The following is an 18,807-nucleotide window of genomic DNA, read 5'->3' as shown; positions in this document are numbered from 1 at the left end:
TGGTCAGCGCGCGCGCTGGCCGAACAGCACCTTCTGCGCCTCCTTGTCGTCGCGCAGATTGGTTTGCTCGCGCTTTTCGCGTCCGACCGCCAGGCCGCGCTCGACCGCCGGCCGCGCATTCATCGTGTCGAACCAGCGCTTGAGGTTGGGGAAGTCGTCCAGATCCTGGCCCTGCCGTTCGTAGGGCAGGACCCAGCCGATGCACGCCATGTCGGCGATCGAATAGTCGCCGGCGAGGAAGTCGCGGTCGGCAAGGCGCCTGTTCATCACGCCATAGAGCCTGTTGACCTCATTGGTGTAGCGGTCGATCGCATAGGGCACCTGTTCGGGCGCATATTGGCGGAAATGATGCGCCTGGCCGGCCATCGGACCCAGCCCGCCCATCTGCCAGAACAGCCACTCGTCGACGGCGGTCCGCGCGCGCGGATCTGCGGGATAAAAGCGGTCGAACTTGCGGCCCAGATATTGCAGGATCGCGCCGGACTCGAACACCGAGATCGGCTCGCCGCCCGGGCCTTCCGGGTCGATGATGGCGGGCATGCGGTTGTTGGGCGCGATCTTCAGGAAATCGGGCGCGAACTGCTCGCCCTTGCCGATGTCGATGTAGCGCACCTGATAGGGCACGCCCAGTTCCTCCAGCATGATCGATATCTTCCAGCCATTGGGCGTCGGCCAATAGTATAGCTCGATCGGTGCGGTCTGTTGCGGCATGGGTCCCTCCGGTGCTGTCGCCTACGCACATAGGCGGCCGCGCGCCAAGCGCAAGCCGCGTTAACGACCCTGAACGCCATATGAATGGCGACCTCAGCACCGGTTCAGTGCCCCCTGTCTAATGTGTGCGGCAGGAAAGGGACACAGCCGATGCTCGCACGACGCTTCATCATCATCTGCCTGATCGCCATGATCTTCGCGTTCGCGCTGATCAGCCTGATCGAGCAGAGCAGCGGGCCGGCCTATTCCTGGAAAATTCAATCGACCGTGCCGTGCGTCTTCGAGCGCCCGCGCGTGTGCGCCATCCCGCGCCAGTAACTCGTCAGGGGCCGACCATGACCATGCACACAACAAACCGCCGCCGTTTTCAGACTGTTCGCGCCTTCGGACGCGCCGCGCTTCTGGCCACCTTGTTCATCGGCCCGCTGGCCGGCTTCGCCGCCGCCCAGGCGGACGAAGGCGCCCGCAAGGGAAACGGCGTGGGTTTCGTCCTCTATGTCAGCCTGATGCGGCCGTGACGCGACCGGGCCAGAGATCGCCGCGTTGCGTCTTTTGCGCGCAATGATCTGGCCGTATATGATTGTGCATGGACAAGAGAACAGACGAATCACACCCCATGGCCGGCCAGGACAGTGCCGGGTTTCTGACCCCGCCGCCCGAGCGCCCCACCTTCTACACCGATCCCGCCGAGGCGGTTGCCGCCTTGCGCGCGCTTTACGAGCGCAACACGGCCTTTATCCGCGACGCGTTTTCCGAGATGACCGACAAGGGCGATCTGGAGGGGCGCGTGCGCGCCTATTATCCGCAGCTCTCGGTCAGGACGGCCAGCTACAATCAGGTGGATTCGCGGCTCGCCTACGGCCATCTGGCCCAGCCGGGCCATTACGCGACCACCGTGACCCGACCCGACCTGTTCGGCAGCTATCTGGAAACGCAGATCGGGCTCTTGCTGAAGAACCATAGTGTGGCGGTCGAGGTGTCGGAGTCGGGCACGCCGATCCCGCTGCACTTCGCGTTCCTGGAAGGCACCCATGTCGATGGCGCCAAGGCCGACCAGCTGGCGCGTCCGCTGCGCGACGTGTTCGACGTACCGGACCTGAACGTGACCAATGACGACATCGCCAACGGCGACTTCGAACCGGCGCCCGGCCAGCCCTCGCCGCTTGCCCCGTTCACCGCCCAGCGCGTCGATTATTCGCTGCACCGGTTGTCGCATTACACCGCGACAAGCCCGTGGCATTTCCAGAACTTCGTCCTTTTTACCAACTACCAGTTCTACATCGACGAGTTCTGCGCCTTTGCGCGCGAGCAGATCGCCGACACCAATTCCGGTTATCAGAGTTTCGTCGAGCCGGGCAATGTGGTGACGCGCGCCGGCGCGGCCGAGCCGGAGAGCGGCGCACCGCCATCGCGCCTGCCGCAAATGCCGACCTATCATTTGACGCGGCCGGACCGCACCGGCATCACCATGGTCAATATCGGCGTCGGCCCGTCCAACGCCAAGACGATCACCGACCATATCGCGGTGCTGCGCCCGCATGCCTGGCTGATGCTCGGCCATTGCGCGGGCCTGCGCAACACGCAGCAGCTGGGCGATTATGTGCTGGCGCATGCCTATGTGCGCGAGGATTCGGTGCTCGACGACGATCTGCCGCTGTCCGTGCCGGTGCCGCCGCTGGCCGAGGTTCAGGTCGCGCTGGAACAGGCGGTGGCGGAGGTGACAGGCCTTTCGGGCTACGATCTCAAACGCATCATGCGCACGGGCACGGTCGCCACGATCGACAACCGCAACTGGGAGCTGCGCGACCAGCGCGGGCCGGTCAAACGGCTGTCGCAGTCACGCTCGATTGCACTCGACATGGAATCGGCGACGATCGCCGCCAACGGCTTCCGCTTCCGCGTGCCCTACGGCACGCTTTTGTGCGTCTCCGACAAGCCGCTGCATGGCGAACTCAAGCTGCCGGGCATGGCGACCGAATTCTACAGGACGCAGGTCAACCAGCATCTGATCATCGGCATCAAGGCGATGGAGAAGCTGGCGCAGATGCCGCCCGAACGGCTGCATTCGCGGAAACTCAGAAGCTTCTCGGAGACGGCGTTTCAGTAGGGGGTTTTGGTATCTGATCCGAAACGGCTTTTCACGGACCCGAACTGGCGCCAGCGGCCGTTTGAAGCAAGCACCTCACTGTTCGTCGGTCAGCATCGGCCAAGGGATTTCCCCACCGGCGGTGATCGATACATCACAGTTCTTGGCCACGAACGCATCGCAGTCGGCTTTCGATGCCGGCCCGTATGCCCGATAGTAGATGGCGGATACAACCATGTCGGCCGGAACCACGATGCACCCATGGTGGCCTGAAGCCCCCTTCGGCACTCTGGCATGGACCACGAACTGGTCCTTCTCCAACGCGGATTGCAGATTGGTCGTCTGCTCCCGGTCGGACTCGTGGCGGATTTTCACTTCGTTCTCGCCCGTTGCATCAAAAACCCTCAGTGAAGAGGCACCACCGACATTGGACATCACCACGCTTACCTCGAAGGGACGAAGGGCCGTCATGCAAACATCCGGCGTATAGAAGACCATGTTCCAGTTGGGCGGTGAGACGCGTTCGGGGCGCTGCTCCAATTGTGCGGTGTAGTTGAAGCAGGGCAGCAAACCGCGCGCTGTCAGCCGAACCAATAATGACTTGCCTATCCAGTAGGCGTCATAATCCGCTACACCGAGCACTCTCTTGATATTCTCTTCAGACATCGGCACCCTCCCGGATAGAAATAAACGAAATGAATATGATATACAAAATTGATCGATTGGCAAATTGATCGATGATTATCCCTAAAATTAAGCAGATATGACAACCAAAAATTCGACCAAAACTTGTCCGTTGATTCGTTTTTATTGTCATCGAATTCCGACTGCCAATCGACTGTCGGGCGAGCCCCGTTCGGCCTTGGGAATTCGGCCGACAGGTGGCGCGAGCAGTCAAAACAAGCGGTAGATCTGGCAAATCTCTTGGTTATGGTGTCTGTCGTGCCGGCCAATGCAGCGCCACCGCACCATAGCCCGTCATCGACGGGATCTTGGTTTTTCGTCCACCCTGTTCTGGCAAGACGATGGCAAAAGGAAATTGATGCCACTCCTGCCCAAATCCACCGCTCCGCTCCTGATCGGCGCATCGGCGCTGATGTTCGCCGGCGGCGTCAACGGGCTGATCCTGCCGGTGCGCGGCGCTCAGGAAGGGTTCTCGGCGTTTTCGCTCGGGCTTCTGGGCACGGGATGGGCGGTCGGCTTCGTGCTCGGCTGCCTGATCGTGCCGCGCACGGTCAAGCGCGTCGGCCATATCCGCTCGTTCGGCGCGATGACGGCGCTGGCAAGCGTGGCGATCCTGCTTTCCCTGTTGCTGATGCATCCGGCCGCATGGATTCCTCTCAGGGCGCTGTCGGGCTTCTGCTTTGCCGGCGCCCAGCAGATCATGGAGAGCTGGCTGAACGAGCGTTCCGGCCCCGACAGCCGCGGCCGCGTTTTCGGCATCTATGCGATGGTCAACCTGACCGCGACCACCATCGGCCAGATGGTGCTGCCGCTCGGCGACACCGGTGCGGAGACATTCTTCGTGCTCGGCGCCGTCTTCTATGCGCTCGCGATGATCCCAACGGCGCTTTACGCCTCGCAGCAGCCAAAGCCGCTGACCGAAGTGTCACTCGATATTCCCAAATTGTGGCGCAATTCGCCGGTCGCCGTCGTCGGCATCGTGCTCGTCGGCATGGCCAACTCGGCGTTCGGCACGCTGGCCGCCGTCTATGGCAACGCGATCGGCATGAGCGTGACCGCCATCGCCATCTTCCTGTCGGCGACCCTGATTGCTGGCGCGGTGGCGCAGGTGCCGGTCGGCTATGCGTCCGACAAGACCGACCGCCGCCATGTGCTCATCGCCGTGGGCGTTCTGGCCGTTGCGACCTCTGTCTATTTCATCGTCGCGGCGCCCCGGGACGCCATGCCGATCCTGATCGGAGCCGGCCTGTTCGGTGCGTTCATCCACACCATGTATCCGCTGCTGGTCAGCCACGCCAACGACCATGCGGCGGCGGACGACTTCCTGCGCACGTCGGGCGGGCTGCTGCTGCTGTTCGGCATCGGTTCGATCGCGGGGCCGCTGATCGCGGGCGGCGTGATGGGCTTTGCCGGACCCGAGGGTCTTTTCATGACGATCGCGGCGGCCCACACGATGCTTATCGGCTTTACGATCTGGCGCATCCGTCAGCGCGCGGCCGCCGCCATCCGCAGAGCCTATGTGCGCATGCCGACCGCGCGCTTCTCGACGCCCGAAACGCTCGCGATGAACCCGCGCGCCGACGAAGACGATCAAGCGGACGACGACCGCTAACCGGCAAGCACCGGCCAGAGCGAAGCCACCAGCAGTGCCGCCATGGTCCAGTTGAAGGCGCGCAGGCGCCGCGCATCGGTCAGGAAGCGCTGCATCTGCTGGCCGATCAGCGTCCAGGTGCTGACGGTCGGCAGGTTGATCACGCCGAAGACCAGCGCGACCAGCACGATCGCCGACAGGCTGCGGTCCGGCGCGTAGATCGTGATCGCCGTCAGCGCCATCGTCCAGGCCTTGGGGTTGACCCACTGGAAAGCGGCAGCCTGCAGGAACGTCATCGGTGCGCCCTGCGTCTCGCCCCCTTGCGGCGCACCGGCATTGGCGATCTTGAAGGCCAGCCAGAGCAGATAGGCGACCGAGACAATCTTGAGGATCGTGTAGCTGGCCGGCACGGCATCGAAGACCTGCATCAGCCCGACGCCGACAAGAACGATCATCACGGTGAAGCCGATGCCGATGCCCAGCATGTGCGGGATGGTCCGCACCAGCCCGAAATTGGCGCCCGACGCCAGAAGCATCAGATTGTTGGGCCCCGGCGTGACCGACGAGACGAAGGCGAAGGTGGCAAAGGCGGCGAGCAGTTCGGCGTTCATCGCACAATCATGCGCCCAGTTGGCGCGCAATGTGCTTTCTTTATTGAGCCATTTCCGGCTATATGCGCAATCGATGAAGGCAGTCGACGCAAAAAGCGAAGAAATATTGCGCGTTCTTTCGGCGGACGGGCGGATCAGCAACATCGATCTGGCTGCGCGGGTGAATCTGTCGCCCTCGGCCTGCCTGCGCCGCGTCCAGGAGCTCGAAAGGTCCGGCGTGATCGGCGGATACCGGGCGGTGATCGACCGGTCGAAGCTGGGCCAGGCGTTCACCGCCTATGTCGGCATCGGGCTGGCCGACCATTCCAAGGCCGCCCAGGACGCGTTCGAGCGCGCGGTGGCGCATGTGCCCGAGGTGCGCGAATGCCACAATGTGACGGGGCTGATCGAATATCTGCTGCGCGTCGAGGTGGCCGACATCGCCGCCTACAAGCGGTTCCACGCCGATGTGCTCGGCGCAATTCCGCAGGTCCGCTCGATCACGACCTATGTGGTGATGGGCTCGCCCAAGGACGAGCGGGCGTGAGCGTCTGCTGGCCGCTCGGTTTTGCCGCTGGTCTTGTGGCCATTATGCACGACGCATAGGCTGTTTCGGAAAGAGATCGCATCGGGACGACGCGCCATGGCCTATGTCCACGGATTTGTCGCCGCCGTGCCCAATGACAAACGCGGGCCTTTGTCGACCACGCCAAGGCAACCGGCCGCGTCTTCAACAACCATGGCGCATGGGCTTGCCCCTTTCGAGGCTCGCCGCCAGTTCCCATCATCCTGAGGTGCGATGCCGAGCTTGCCGAAACGGTGCCTGGAAGGGTCATGGGATTGGCGCCCGCATCTCGGCATGCGGCGCCTTGAGGCTTCCGCTGCGACCGACAAGGCACGGTTGTCGAATGCCGAATTATTGACGTTTACGTCAAAGTAAATTACGGGAAAGGCACTGCGCCGAAGCGTTGCGGCGTCGACGCATCTTGATAGGTCGGGCGCGCGCGGGCTAACTGCCGGCGGACTGACAACAACAGGACGCGGCCCGCAGCCGATGCGGGACGGCACGCGTCACCGGAGGACAATGATGAGCGAAGCCAACGGGGCGGACGATCCCAGGAACGAACCGCGGGAGTCGATGGAGTTCGATGTCGTCATCGTCGGCGCGGGGCCCGCGGGGCTTGCGGCCGCGATCCGGCTCAAGCAGATCGACGAGAACATTTCCGTCGTCGTCCTCGAAAAGGGCGCCGAAGTGGGCGCGCACATATTGTCGGGCGCGGTGATCGATCCGGTCGGCCTCGACACGCTGATCCCCGACTGGCGCGACGATCCGGACCAGCCGCTCAAGACGCCGGTCACCGACGACCATTTCCTCTATCTGGGGCCGGCGGGCGGCATGCGCCTGCCCAACTTCATGATGCCGCCGCTGATGAACAACCATTGCAACTACATCGCTTCTCTGGGCAATGTGTGCCGCTGGCTGGCCGGCCGCGCCGAGGCGCTCGGCGTTGAAATCTATCCAGGCTTTGCCGCCGCCGAGCTGATCTTCGACGGCAATGGCGCGGTCAAGGGCGTCGCCACCGGCGACATGGGCATCGGCCGCGACGGCGAGCCGACGGCGATGTTCGCGCGCGGCATGGAACTGCACGGCAAATATGTCCTGATCGGCGAAGGCGTGCGCGGTTCGCTCGCCAAGCAGCTGATCGCGAAGTTCTCGCTTGATGAGGGCAAGCAGCCCGGCAAGTACGGCATCGGCCTGAAAGAGCTCTGGCAGGTCGATCCGGCCAAGCACCGGCCCGGCCTCGTCCAGCATTCGTTCGGCTGGCCGCTCGGCAACCGGACGGGGGGCGGCTCGTTCCTCTACCATCTCGAAGACAATCTGGTGGCCGTCGGCTTCGTCGTCCACCTGAACTACAAGAACCCCTTTCTCAAGCCGTTCGAGGAGTTCCAGCGCTTCAAGACGCACCCGATGATCCGCGAGACGTTCGGCGGCGCCAAGCGCATCTCCTACGGGGCGCGCGCCATCACCGAGGGCGGCTGGCAATCGGTGCCCAAGGTCTCGTTCCCGGGCGGCGCGCTGATCGGCTGCTCGGCCGGCTTCGTCAACGTGCCGCGTATCAAGGGCAGCCACAATGCGATGCTGTCGGGCATGCTGGCGGCCGACAAAACCGCCGAGGCGCTGTCCAAAGGCCGCGCCAACGACGATGCGCTCGATGCCTATGAGGCCGACTGGCGCGGCAGCCCGATCGGCCAGGATCTGAAGAAGGTGCGGAACGTCAAGCCCCTCTGGTCGCGCTTCGGCACCATGGTCGGCGTCGGCATTGGCGGCATCGACATGTGGATCAACCAACTGACCGGCGGCTGGTCGCCGCTTGGAACGCTTGGTCACGGCAAGGCCGACCATGAGGCGCTCGAGCCGGCTTCCAAGCACGCGCCGATCGCCTATCCCAAGCCCGACGGCGAGATCACGTTCGACCGCCTGTCGTCGGTGTTCCTGTCCAACACCAATCACGAGGAAGACCAGCCGATCCATCTCAAGGTCATCGACGACGGGCTGCAGAAGCGTTCCGAATATGCCGATTATGCCGGCCCGTCCTGGCGTTATTGCCCCGCCGGCGTCTATGAGTGGCTCAATGCCGATGGCGACACGATCGGCGATGGTGCCGAGCGCCAGCCGGACGATGCGGTGCGGTTCCAGATCAACGCGCAGAACTGCGTGCACTGCAAGACCTGCGACATCAAGGACCCCAACCAGAACATCAACTGGACGGTGCCGCAGGGCGGCGAAGGCCCGGTTTATCCGAACATGTAGGAATGATGAGCGGTCTTGGGCAAAGACGGCATTATGATAAAACCGACAAGCAGCTAGCGGAACTGAATTGATGCCAGTCTGTGAAAGTCTTGCATTTGACACACGATAGCTCTTTTATCACTCTGCTTAAACCGATGTTGGCCGGGTGAATGCATCATGACTATACTTTGTCGGTCGCTCACCGCTGCCTTGGCGGTTTTGGCTCTGGTCGTGTCAGCCGCCGCCGAGGGTTTGCCGCTTCGGCCACCGCCGGATTTCGCGAGCCGAAACCTCACCGGTGGCGACGACATAAGGGCCTTGCAGACCAATCTGAACCGGCTCGGCTACTATGACGGCGCGATTGACGGCGCCGTGGGGCCATTGACACGCGCGGCCCTTCTTGAACTTCGGCGTGCGGCGGCGCTTGAATCGGTGACCAACAATGCACCGACGGAGGGAGATTTCGCCGCCTCTTTCAGGCTTCTTCGCGACAGGGAGATATCGGCTGGAACGTTGAATTTCGACGATCCGTCCTATCTCGCCGAGATAGCCGCACAGCAGCTTACAAGGCAACTCTCCGGCGACGGGGCGCCGATCGGCCGGATCGTTGGCCGTCTGGACACCTCGACGCTAGACAATGCGGGTCCGTCGATTACGACCGCTTCGAGACAAATGAGAGCGGTCGATCGTGCGCCGGCCAGCGCTGTCGAAAGCCAGTCGCGCGAGCGGCAGACAACAGCGACGCCCGCTGACGAGACCGGCCGAGTTGCCGCCGCGTCCGTTCGGCCCGTTCCAACGCGTGCGTTCAGCTCTCCCGATCGCTATCCGCCCGAGGGGTTCCGCGGATACGGAATCATCGCCTTCAAGGCAATCGCGACATCCTATGACATCGAAAAACACCAGCAGATCTGTGCGGCCTATGTGGCCGCATTCCGCCCCACGGCAACCCAGTCCAACACGGCCGTCACGGACCAGTTCCTCACCGTATGGCCGGTCGAGACGGACGATGTTGCCGACGCGCTCAACCAGAGCATGCGTGACCGCGATCTGACCGTCTGCCAAGACGCCATCAGGCACTTCGATACCGAGACCGCCCGCTACGCAATCCAAGAGGCGGAAAAAGCGGGCTTCGCCGGCTCGGGTACAGGCCCATTCCTGCTCGCTTGGTCGCCGGCGACGGAGTTTGGCAAGGAGGACACATTCGTCCTGTCCCTCGATCTTTCCCGCGTGTCCAACTACGATCTGGCCCACGCCATGATGCAGGAATGGCGCAATGATGTGGAGACCGACTTTGCCGACCTTAGGGGCTTCACGCTTGCACGGTTGCAGGTGACGCTGCGGCGATGGGCCGACAAGTACGGCCCTGGCTTTTTGGAGGCATTCTAGGTCGTGATCGAACTGGCTTATGGGCTCGGCATCGGCGGCGTTATCGGCTTTCTGGCCGGGGTCTTGCTCGCAACTTGGGTCGACCCGGCGACAACAGGAGGATGGGCGCTGCTGGTCGTTGTGTGTGTCGGCATCGGCGCCACGATCGGCTTTCTTGGCAGGGTGTTCGTCAAGCGCCCGACGAGGGGAAAGACCTAGCGGTCAAGCGTCCCCGCATGATGGGCGAAGTGCTCGCCGAGGAAAGTGCCGACGAAATAGTAGGAATGGTCGTAGCCGTCGCGCATGTTGAGCGTCAGTTGCTGGCCGGCATGGCGGCAGGCTTCTGCGAAGAGTTCGGGCCGCAACTGCTCGGCCAGGAACTGGTCGGCGGCGCCCTGGTCGATCAGGATGTGCGCCTTTGACCGTTGTCGGGCGACCAGTTCGGTGGCGTCATAAGCCTGCCATGCCGACCGGTCGGCGCCCAGATAGGCCGCAAACGCCTTTTGCCCCCATGGCACCTTGCTCGGCGCCACGATCGGCGCGAAGGCGGACACGGACCGATAGCGTTCGGGATGCTTCAGATGCAGCGTCAGCGCGCCGTGCCCGCCCATGGAATGGCCGAAAATGCCCTGCCGGTTCATGTCGGCTGCCGGAAAACGATCGGCAACAAGCGCCGGCAGTTCCTCGGCGATGTAGCGGTCCATGCGGAAATGCCGCGCCCAAGGGTCCTCGGTCGCCGTCAGGTAGAAGCCGGCGCCCTGCCCCAGATCGTAGGCATCGTCGTCGGCCACTCCCTCGCCGCGCGGCGAGGTGTCCGGAAACACCACCATCATGCCGTGTTCGGCCGCATGGCGATGGATGCCGGACTTTTCGTTGACGTTCTGCCAGGTGCAGGTCAGCCCCGACAGATACCACAAGACCGGCACCGGGCCGTCGGCGGCCTGCGGCGGCGTATAGACCGCAAAACGCATGGTGCAGTTGGTGACCGCGCTGTCGTGATCGTGGACCGTCAGAAAGCCGCCGAACGATTTGTGGCGCAGCGCCTCCTGCATCAATACAGCACCACCGAGCGGATGCTCTCGCCCGCATGCATCAGGTCGAAGCCCTTGTTGATGTCTTCGAGCGGCATCGTGTGGGTGATCAGCGAGTCGATATCGATGCGGCCCTCCATGTACATATCGACGATGCGCGGCACGTCGGTGCGGCCCCTCGCGCCGCCGAAGGCCGAGCCGCGCCAGTTGCGGCCGGTCACGAGCTGGAACGGCCGGGTCGAAATCTCGGCGCCCGCCGGCGCGACGCCGATGATCACCGAGGTGCCCCAGCCCTTGTGGCAGCATTCCAGCGCCGTTCGCATCACATCGACATTGCCGATGCATTCGAACGAATAGTCCGCGCCGCCGGTCAGTTCGACCAGATGACCGGTCAGATCACCGGAGACATCCTTGGGGTTGACGAAGTCGGTCATGCCGAACTGGCGCGCGATCGCCTCCTTGGCAGGGTTCATGTCGACGCCGACGATCTGGCGTGCGCCGACGAGCTTGAGGCCCTGGATGACGTTCAGCCCGATGCCGCCCAGGCCGAACACGACGGCGGTCGAATTGGGTTCCACCTTTGCGGTGAACATGACCGCGCCGATGCCGGTGGTCACGCCACAGCCGATGTAGCAGATCTTGTCGAAGGGCGCGTCCTTGCGCACCTTGGCGAGCGCGATCTCGGGCAGGACCGTGTAGTTCGAAAAGGTCGAGCAGCCCATATAGTGCAACAGTTTCTCGCCCTTGTAGGAAAAGCGCGAAGTGCCGTCCGGCATCACGCCCTGCCCCTGGGTCGAGCGGATCTTCTGGCACAGATTGGTCTTGGGGTTCAGGCAGTACTCGCACTCGCGGCATTCGGGCGTATAGAGCGGGATGACATGGTCGCCGACCTCGACCGATGTGACGCCCGGGCCGGTCTCGACGACGATGCCCGCGCCCTCATGGCCGAGGATCGCGGGGAATGCGCCTTCCGGATCGGCGCCAGACAGGGTGAATTCGTCGGTGTGGCAGATGCCGGTCGCCTTGACCTCCACCAGCACCTCGCCTTCGCGGGGACCCTCCAGATCGACTTCAACGATTTCAAGGGGTTTTGCCGCCTCGAATGCGACCGCCGCACGCGTCTTCATGGCCCGATCCTCCCGCCGTTTTTGTCCGATTAGGCATGGATAGGCTCGCCGGCGCAAGTTCAAATCGGGCTTCGCCGTTGCGGGCCCGGCCAACCGCGCTATCTTGTCCGCATGGCGGCAAGCGGATCGATGATTGCAAAGGCGGGAATGGCGGCGGCGCTGTTCATCGCGACGGGCGGCGCCGCATCCGGACAGGATATCGCTGTCCGTGCCGAACCGCCGGAGCTGACGGCAGGCTACGATTTTTCCGATACGCTGGGCGGCTTTCGCATCATCGCCCTGTCCGGGCTCGGCACCCGGACCGATCCGATCCGCATCGACCAGCAGGTCTTCGCCGCAACGGCTTCGACGCTCGTCATCCGCGCCACCAAGCCGATCAACCCGTTCGCCCATCCCAAAACCCACGCGACCGGAACGCTGCATTTCGACATCACTGCACAGAACATTTCGGGCCTGCCGTGGATCGGCGCGGAGTTCGAGCTGCAGGAGATGCTGGGCCAGGCCAGCGTCTATGGCGACGGGCTGTCGTTCGACCAGCGCCGCACCGGCAATTACAGCGTCGTGTCGGACCGCTTCGCCGACAGCCGTCTGGATTTCGAGCCGTTTGACCGGATCCTGTTTCATGACGGGTTCGTCGATCCGGGCGAAACGGTGCGGTTCCGCTTCCTGATTACCGACCTGACACCGGCGAACCTGTTCTACATCAAGTTCGACCCGCGCATTCCCGCATCCTGAGATTGCGCCGCGCCCCGCGGTCTGCGAGATAGAACCATGACCGCGACCGCAGATCCCAGCCGCGCCGAATTCGAACAGTTGCTGCGCTTTTACGCCGACAGCGGGCTGGATTTCGCGCTGGATGCGGAGCCGGGCGACAGGTTCGAGGCACCAGCGCCGCCGGCCCAACCCGCAGTAGCCAGGCCGGCGCCATCCGCACCAAATCAGGAACCGGCGGCAGGCCGGCCGGCGGCGAACCTCGCACAGCCGGCGCGCATCCCCGACGATCAGGCGGTCGGCCTTGCGCAGCAAACGGCCGCCGGCGCAGCCGATCTGGACGCGCTGCGAGCCGCGGTCGAGGCCTTCGAAGGCTGCAATCTCAAGCGCAGCGCGCGCAGCACCATCTTTGAGGGCGGCACACGCGGCGCTCACGTGATGCTGGTCGGCGCGGCGCCGTCTCGCGACGACGACAAGAACGCCGAGGCCTTTTCCGGGATCGACGGCATCCTTCTGGGCAAGATGCTGGCGGCGATCGGGCTCGACAGCAAGGCCGACATCTATGCCGGCTTTTGCGTGCCCTGGACCGTGCCGGGCGGCGAGCGGCCGACGCCGCTGCACATGAAGATCTGCGCGCCGCTCTTGCATCGGCAGATCGCCCTCGCGAGGCCGCGCCTGATCGTCGCGCTCGGCAACGCGGCCAGCCAGCAACTGCACGGCTCGAAAAAGACGATCATGCAGTTGCGCGGCACGTGGGCCGAGACCGATTTCGGTGCCGGCGCTGTTCCGGTGACGGCGCTGTTCGACCCCGCCTTCCTGCGCGAGCAACCGCGCTTCAAGCGCATGGCATGGCTCGATCTCCTGGCGCTGAAAAAGCGTTTGACAGGAGACGGCAACACGGCCTAACGGCGCCCCTTCGCAAAACCGTGTCGCCGGCGGACGCGCCTTCGGCATCGCGCTCGATTACCTTGAATATGTCAGTCCGGCCGGAAGCCCTGGGAGCCATCCATGCTGCGTAACATCGTTCCGGTCACGGGGCTGATGCTCTCGACATTCTTCCTGCTCGCCGGCAGCGGGCTGACCGGCATCACGCTGCCGCTGCGCGCGGGGCTGGAGGGCTGGAGCCCGGTCATCATCGGCTGGATCGGCTTTGGCTACGCGCTGTGCTTTACCGCCGGCTGCGTGGTCGTGCCGCGCATGGTGCGCCGGGTCGGCCATGTGCGCGTCTATGCGGTGCTGGCGACGCTGCTCGCCATGTCGCTCCTGTTCCATGCGCTGATCGTCCATCCGCTGGCGTGGATCGCGTTTCGCGGCGTGGCGGGCTTTGCGCTCGCCGGAGCCTACATGGTGGTGGAAAGCTGGCTGAACGAAAAAGCCACCAACGAGTCGCGCGGCCAAATCTTCTCATTCTACATGATCATGAACATGGTCGGCATGATGGCCGGCCAGTTCATGGTGTTGCTCGGCGATCCGGCGACGACGACGCTGTTCATCATCGCCGCCCTTCTTTACGCCATGGCGGTGATCCCCACCGGACTTTCCAACGCCGTTTCGCCGCAGCCGCTGACGCAGGTGACGCTGGATCTGCGCAAGCTCTACCGCAATTCGCCCGCCGCGATGGTCGGCATGCTGATGACCGGCATCATCGCCGGCATATGGAACTTCCAGGCGCCGGTGTTCGCCGAACAGACCGGCTTGTCGGGCAACCAGATCCCGCTGATGCTTGCGCTGGCGATGATTTCCGGCGCGGTCTTCCAGTTGCCGCTGGGCCGCGCGTCGGACCGCATGGACCGGCGCTATGTGATGATCTTCGCCGGCATTGTCGGTGTCGGCTGCGCCATCGCCTACCAGATCGTACCGGGCGCCGCGTCGGCACCGGGCATTTTCATCACCGTGTTCATCCTCGGAGCGGTTCTGTTTCCGATCTATTCGCTGGTCGTCGCCCATGCCAACGATTATGCCGAACCCAGCGAGTTCGTTGAAATCTCGTCGGGGCTTCTGGTGGTCAACGGGGCCGGCGCGATGATCGGGCCGGTCCTGTCGGGCTTTCTGATCGTCGGCCTCGGGCCGGGCGGCTTTTTTCTCTCGCTGGCGGTCGCATTCGCCATCTTCGGCGGATACGCGGCCTGGCGCATCACCCAGCGCGAAGCGGTGCCGGCCGACGAGATGACCGACTACACCTACGTGCCGGTGACCCGCAGCCAGACGCCCGAGATGTTCACGCTCGATCCGCGCTCGGACGAGGAGTGAACAACACGGCCACGTCCTTCGACGCTGACATCCCAGGAGGAGGTTTTTTTGCTCAGCCGTGCGGCGGGGTTACCGGCCGCGCCTTGCCGCGCTCGAGCCCCAGGCGGTGCTCGCGATAGATGATGAAAATGCCCGAGGCGACGACGATGGCCGAGCCGACCAGTGTGGCGGCCGTCGGATATTCGGCGAACAGCGCGATTCCGATGACGATCGACAGCACGACCGACGTGTATTCGAAGGGCGCGATCGTCGATGTTTCCGCGTAGCGATAGCTCTGAGTGAGGAGGATCTGCCCCAGCCCCCCACAGAAGCCGGCGGCGACCAGAGCCGACGTCTGGACTGCGGTGAGCGCGCTCCAGCCGAACGGGATCGAGAACAGCGCGAGTACGCTGGCCGTGATCGAGAAGTACAGCACGATCGTCGCGGTCTTCTCGGTATCGACCAGCCGGCGCACGAGTACGAAAGCGAAGGCGGCAAGGCAGGCCGACAGGAAAGTGGCAAGCGCCCCGGCGGCCTGGCCGGCATCGCCGCCGCCGCGCAGCAGTTGCAGATTGGGCCAGGAGATGATCATGACGCCGACCAGCCCGATGATGACGGCGCTCCAGCGATAGCGGCGGACGACCTCGCCGAGAATCAGGGCGCCGAGCACGACCGTGAGCAGCGGCCGCGCATAGCCGATCGCGATGGCATCGGGCAGCGGCAGGCGGGTCAGGCCAAAAAATCCAAGGCCCATCGCGCTCACCCCGACCAGACCGCGCAGCACATGGCTCAACGGGCGGTCCGTGTACCAGGCATCCGTGAACTGCCGCGTGACCAGCAGATAGGCGACGATCGGCAGGATGGCGAAGAAGGATCGAAAGAAGACGATCTGGCCGGGCGGCAACTGCCCGGCGATTTTGATGGCGGTCGCCATCGCCATGAAGGCGCAGACCGAGGCCACCTTCAGGGCGATGCCGAGGAGCGGGTTCTGTTCGGGTGCGGGAGATGCTGCCGGGCCGGTCACATGGGCTTCAATGAACCCGCCGGCAGACGAATGCAAGGCCACCGCACCCGCGCGCAATTGCCCATGACGGCCCGGATGCGATCGTGTAAACGGGCGCTTTGGCGGTCGGGATGGTAACGAAGGGCAAGAGGCGATGCGAACCGAAACCGGACAGGTCATCAGGCTGGGCGATTATCGGCCAAGCGACTATCTGATCGACAAGACCGACCTGGTGTTCCGCCTCGACCCGACCCGGACGCGCGTCACGGCGAAGCTGCAGATGCGGCGGCGGGCCGGCGTCGCGCCCGGCACGCCGCTGACACTGGACGGCGACGGGCTGACATTCGTCGGCGCGCGGATCGACGGCGCAGACGCGGGCGACAATGCCGTCAGCGCAACCGCTGACGCGCTCGTCGTCAACGCGCCCCCGGCGTCCGAGACGTTCACGCTGGAGATCGAGACGGTCGTCGATCCGACCGCGAACACCCAGTTGATGGGGCTCTACCGCACCGGCGGCAATTACTGCACGCAATGCGAGGCCGAAGGTTTCCGCCGCATCACCTATTTCCTCGACCGGCCGGACGTCCTGTCGGTCTACGCGGTGCGGATCGAAGCGGACCGCAAGGACGTGCCATTGCTCCTGTCGAACGGCAATCCCGTCGAGAACGGCGATCTGGGCGATGGCCGCCACTATGCGGTCTGGCACGACCCGCACCCCAAGCCGTCCTACCTGTTCGCGCTTTTTGCCGGCAATCTTGGCGTGGTGGAGGACGAATTCACGACGGCATCGGGACGTCTGGTCACGCTGAAGATCTATGTCGAACACGGCAAGGAGCCGCGTGCCGCTTATGCGATGGATGCGCTCAAGCGGTCGATGCGCTGGGACGAAGAGCGTTTCGGTCTCGAATATGATCTCGACATCTTCCAGATCGTCGCCGTGTCCGATTTCAACATGGGCGCGATGGAGAACAAGGGCCTCAACATCTTCAACGACAAATATGTGCTGGCCGATCCGCGTACAGCGACCGACCAGGACTATGCGTCGATCGAGGCGATCATCGCGCATGAGTATTTCCACAACTGGACGGGCAACCGCATCACCTGCCGCGACTGGTTCCAGCTTTGCCTGAAGGAAGGACTGACGGTCTATCGCGACCAGGAGTTCTCCGCCGACATGCGTTCGCGTCCGGTCAAGCGGATCGGCGATGTGCGGCTCTTGCGGGCGCATCAGTTTCCCGAGGATTCGGGCCCGCTTGCGCATCCCGTGCGGCCGCGCACCTATCGCGAGATCAACAATTTCTACACGGCAACCGTCTACGAGAAGGGCGCCGAGATCGTGCGAATGCTGCGCACGCTGCTGGGCGCCAAGGGCTTTGCCGCCGGCATGGATCTCTATTTCCAGCGCCATGACGGAGAGGCGGCGACCATCGAACAGTTCCTGGCCTGCTTTGCCGAAGCGGCGCAGACGGACCTGACGCAGTTCGCGCTCTGGTACGATCAGCCCGGCACGCCCAATCTGGCGATCACGACGCGCTACGACCGGACGGCGCGGACATTCGCGGTAACCGTCAACCAGAGCCTGAAGCCGCCGGTTGCCGGCACGCCGAACGCACCGATGGTCATCCCGATCGCCTTCGCGCTCGCAGGCAAGAACGGCTCGACACTCGACCATGACGCGGTGAGCGGCGCCCGGACGATGCAGCACGAGGGCGAGGACGGAGTTCTGGTGATCACCGAACCGAAGCACGAAATCGTCTTTACCGGCATCGCCGAGGAACCGGTCCTGTCGGTGCTGCGCGGATTTTCCGCGCCGGTGACGCGGGTGCCGCAGGCGCCCACGCGCGACCGGTTTTTTCTCGCACGCCATGACAGCGATCCGTTCTCACGCTGGGAAGCGCTCAACAGCCTGGCGATGGAAGACCTGATCAAGGCGACGCGGGCCGTCTCGGCGGGGGATCCGGCCGCGGCGAGCGATGCGCTTGTCGATATCTTTTCGGCCGTTGCCGGCGATGGGACGTTCGACAATGCCTACCGCGCTCTTTGCCTGACGCTGCCGGCCGAAACCGACATTGCCCGCGAGATCGGCCGCGACATCGATCCGGATGCGATCAACAAGGCGCGGCGCGGCGTCACCGAGCACCTGGCAAAGGCCTGCGAGCGCGTGTTTGCCCGCATCTATCACGAACTGCAGCCGCGCAACGCCTATGACCCGGGCGCCGAGGGGGCCGGCCGCCGCGCATTGCGCAATGTGGCCCTGACCATGCTGTGCCATGCCGCGCGCAGCACCGATCTGGCCGAACAGGCTCTCGCCGAAGCCGACAACATGACCGATCGCGCCCATGCGCTGATGGTGCTGACCCATCTTGCACCCGAAAGCGAAGCCGCCGCGCAGGCGCTCGAAGCGTTTCGGACCGCGTTCCGCGCCGAGCCGATCGTGCTCGACAAATGGTTCACCATCCAGGCGACGGTTCCGCGCGCCGAGACGGTGGAAACCGTGCAGGCGCTGACCAAAGCGCCCGGCTTTTCCTGGGACAATCCCAACCGGCTGCGCTCGCTGATCGGCGCGTTCGCCACCGGCAATCCGGTCGCCTTCAACCGCGCCGACGGCAAGGGCTACGAGCTCTTGTGCGCGGCGATCAGGCGGATCGATGCGAAGAACCCGCAGGTTGCCGCGCGCCTGATGACGGCGATGCGGGCCTGGCGAAACCTCGAGCCGGGCCGGCGCCAGCGCGCAAAAACGGCCATCGAGTCGCTGCGACGAGGCGACCGCGTCTCACGCGATCTGGCCGACATTATCGACCGCACGCTGGCCTGACCCCCGAAATGGCGGGGTAAAAAAATCGTTAACGGCTGTGGACAGGCCGAATCGGTTTTGATTCATTGTCTGC

The 18,807-nt window shown here is 64.1% G+C and carries 18 protein-coding genes; 12 read left to right on the top strand and 6 right to left on the bottom strand.

Annotated features, from left to right (window positions below):
• Positions 1-3: 3 nt before the first annotated feature.
• Complete coding sequence (locus DEM25_RS10800; protein WP_109767260.1) at positions 4-711, bottom strand: glutathione S-transferase family protein; 708 nt, start codon at positions 709-711, stop codon at positions 4-6.
• 150 nt (positions 712-861) lie between these two features.
• Here DEM25_RS10800 and DEM25_RS17940 point away from each other — a divergent pair, with 150 nt between their 5' ends.
• From DEM25_RS17940 to DEM25_RS10790, 3 genes are all read left to right on the top strand, one after another.
• The gene (locus DEM25_RS17940; RefSeq protein WP_196780352.1) at positions 862-1,029 is read left to right on the top strand and encodes a hypothetical protein; all 168 of its coding nucleotides are present in this window, start codon (positions 862-864) and stop codon (positions 1,027-1,029) included.
• 17 nt (positions 1,030-1,046) lie between these two features.
• On the top strand, positions 1,047-1,229 hold the full coding sequence (locus DEM25_RS10795) for a hypothetical protein (RefSeq protein WP_109767261.1): 183 nt from the start codon (positions 1,047-1,049) through the stop codon (positions 1,227-1,229).
• A gap of 98 nt (positions 1,230-1,327) precedes the next feature.
• Positions 1,328-2,818 carry an AMP nucleosidase gene (locus DEM25_RS10790; protein ID WP_109767262.1) on the top strand — a complete coding sequence of 497 codons (1,491 nt, stop codon included), beginning with the start codon at positions 1,328-1,330 and terminating at the stop codon, positions 2,816-2,818.
• A gap of 75 nt (positions 2,819-2,893) precedes the next feature.
• Here the strand turns inward: DEM25_RS10790 and DEM25_RS10785 are convergent, their stop codons facing one another.
• Entirely contained in the window at positions 2,894-3,463 is a 570-nt protein-coding gene (locus tag DEM25_RS10785) for a hypothetical protein (protein WP_120222723.1), read from the bottom strand.
• A gap of 376 nt (positions 3,464-3,839) precedes the next feature.
• Between DEM25_RS10785 and DEM25_RS10780 the strand changes: the two genes are divergently transcribed.
• Positions 3,840-5,093: an MFS transporter gene (locus DEM25_RS10780; protein WP_109767264.1), complete on the top strand. Its 1,254-nt coding sequence runs from the start codon at positions 3,840-3,842 to the stop codon at positions 5,091-5,093.
• Here the strand turns inward: DEM25_RS10780 and DEM25_RS10775 are convergent.
• Positions 5,090-5,683, bottom strand: coding sequence for a LysE family translocator (locus DEM25_RS10775; protein ID WP_109767376.1), 594 nt, complete (start codon positions 5,681-5,683; stop codon positions 5,090-5,092). The genes DEM25_RS10780 and DEM25_RS10775 overlap by 4 nt on opposite strands.
• 73 nt (positions 5,684-5,756) lie before the next feature.
• Here DEM25_RS10775 and DEM25_RS10770 point away from each other — a divergent pair, with 73 nt between their 5' ends.
• The 4 genes from DEM25_RS10770 to DEM25_RS10755 all read left to right on the top strand — a co-directional run bounded on the left by DEM25_RS10770 (position 5,757) and on the right by DEM25_RS10755 (position 10,037).
• The gene (locus DEM25_RS10770; protein WP_109767265.1) at positions 5,757-6,209 is read left to right on the top strand and encodes an Lrp/AsnC family transcriptional regulator; all 453 of its coding nucleotides are present in this window, start codon (positions 5,757-5,759) and stop codon (positions 6,207-6,209) included.
• Positions 6,210-6,749: 540 nt separating this feature from the next.
• The gene (locus DEM25_RS10765) at positions 6,750-8,474 is read left to right on the top strand and encodes an electron transfer flavoprotein-ubiquinone oxidoreductase (RefSeq protein WP_109767266.1); all 1,725 of its coding nucleotides are present in this window, start codon (positions 6,750-6,752) and stop codon (positions 8,472-8,474) included.
• 156 nt (positions 8,475-8,630) lie between these two features.
• Complete coding sequence (locus tag DEM25_RS10760) at positions 8,631-9,839, top strand: peptidoglycan-binding domain-containing protein (RefSeq protein WP_109767267.1); 1,209 nt, start codon at positions 8,631-8,633, stop codon at positions 9,837-9,839.
• A gap of 3 nt (positions 9,840-9,842) precedes the next feature.
• Complete coding sequence (locus DEM25_RS10755) at positions 9,843-10,037, top strand: hypothetical protein (protein ID WP_109767268.1); 195 nt, start codon at positions 9,843-9,845, stop codon at positions 10,035-10,037.
• Here DEM25_RS10755 and fghA read toward each other — a convergent pair.
• Both fghA and DEM25_RS10745 read right to left on the bottom strand, forming a co-directional pair.
• The gene (gene fghA, locus DEM25_RS10750) at positions 10,034-10,870 is read right to left on the bottom strand and encodes an S-formylglutathione hydrolase (RefSeq protein WP_109767269.1); all 837 of its coding nucleotides are present in this window, start codon (positions 10,868-10,870) and stop codon (positions 10,034-10,036) included. The two genes, DEM25_RS10755 and fghA, sit on opposite strands and share 4 nt — an antisense overlap.
• Positions 10,870-11,976 (bottom strand): S-(hydroxymethyl)glutathione dehydrogenase/class III alcohol dehydrogenase, encoded by a 1,107-nt coding sequence (locus DEM25_RS10745; RefSeq protein WP_109767270.1) that lies wholly within the window; start codon positions 11,974-11,976, stop codon positions 10,870-10,872. Before DEM25_RS10745 ends, fghA begins: the two co-directional genes overlap by 1 nt.
• Positions 11,977-12,105: 129 nt before the next feature.
• On the opposite strand from DEM25_RS10745, the gene DEM25_RS10740 reads away from it, so the two are divergent.
• From DEM25_RS10740 to DEM25_RS10730, 3 genes are all read left to right on the top strand, one after another.
• Positions 12,106-12,711 (top strand): hypothetical protein, encoded by a 606-nt coding sequence (locus DEM25_RS10740; RefSeq protein WP_245412870.1) that lies wholly within the window; start codon positions 12,106-12,108, stop codon positions 12,709-12,711.
• Between the two features lie 36 nt (positions 12,712-12,747).
• Positions 12,748-13,593 carry a uracil-DNA glycosylase gene (locus DEM25_RS10735; protein ID WP_109767271.1) on the top strand — a complete coding sequence of 282 codons (846 nt, stop codon included), beginning with the start codon at positions 12,748-12,750 and terminating at the stop codon, positions 13,591-13,593.
• A gap of 102 nt (positions 13,594-13,695) precedes the next feature.
• The gene (locus tag DEM25_RS10730) at positions 13,696-14,937 is read left to right on the top strand and encodes an MFS transporter (RefSeq protein ID WP_109767272.1); all 1,242 of its coding nucleotides are present in this window, start codon (positions 13,696-13,698) and stop codon (positions 14,935-14,937) included.
• Positions 14,938-14,989: 52 nt separating this feature from the next.
• On the opposite strand, the gene DEM25_RS10725 is transcribed toward DEM25_RS10730, so the two are convergent.
• Positions 14,990-15,940: a DMT family transporter gene (locus DEM25_RS10725; RefSeq protein ID WP_245412875.1), complete on the bottom strand. Its 951-nt coding sequence runs from the start codon at positions 15,938-15,940 to the stop codon at positions 14,990-14,992.
• Between the two features lie 133 nt (positions 15,941-16,073).
• Between DEM25_RS10725 and pepN the strand changes: the two genes are divergently transcribed.
• Positions 16,074-18,734 (top strand): aminopeptidase N, encoded by a 2,661-nt coding sequence (pepN, locus tag DEM25_RS10720; protein ID WP_109767273.1) that lies wholly within the window; start codon positions 16,074-16,076, stop codon positions 18,732-18,734.
• Positions 18,735-18,807 lie beyond the last annotated feature (73 nt).

The sequence above is a fragment of the Oceaniradius stylonematis genome, from assembly GCF_003149475.2.
GTDB lineage: Bacteria > Pseudomonadota > Alphaproteobacteria > Rhizobiales > Rhizobiaceae > Roseitalea > Roseitalea stylonematis.
The sequence above is the reverse complement of the archived record's forward strand: the minus strand, read 5'-3'. Positions and strand labels throughout refer to the sequence as shown.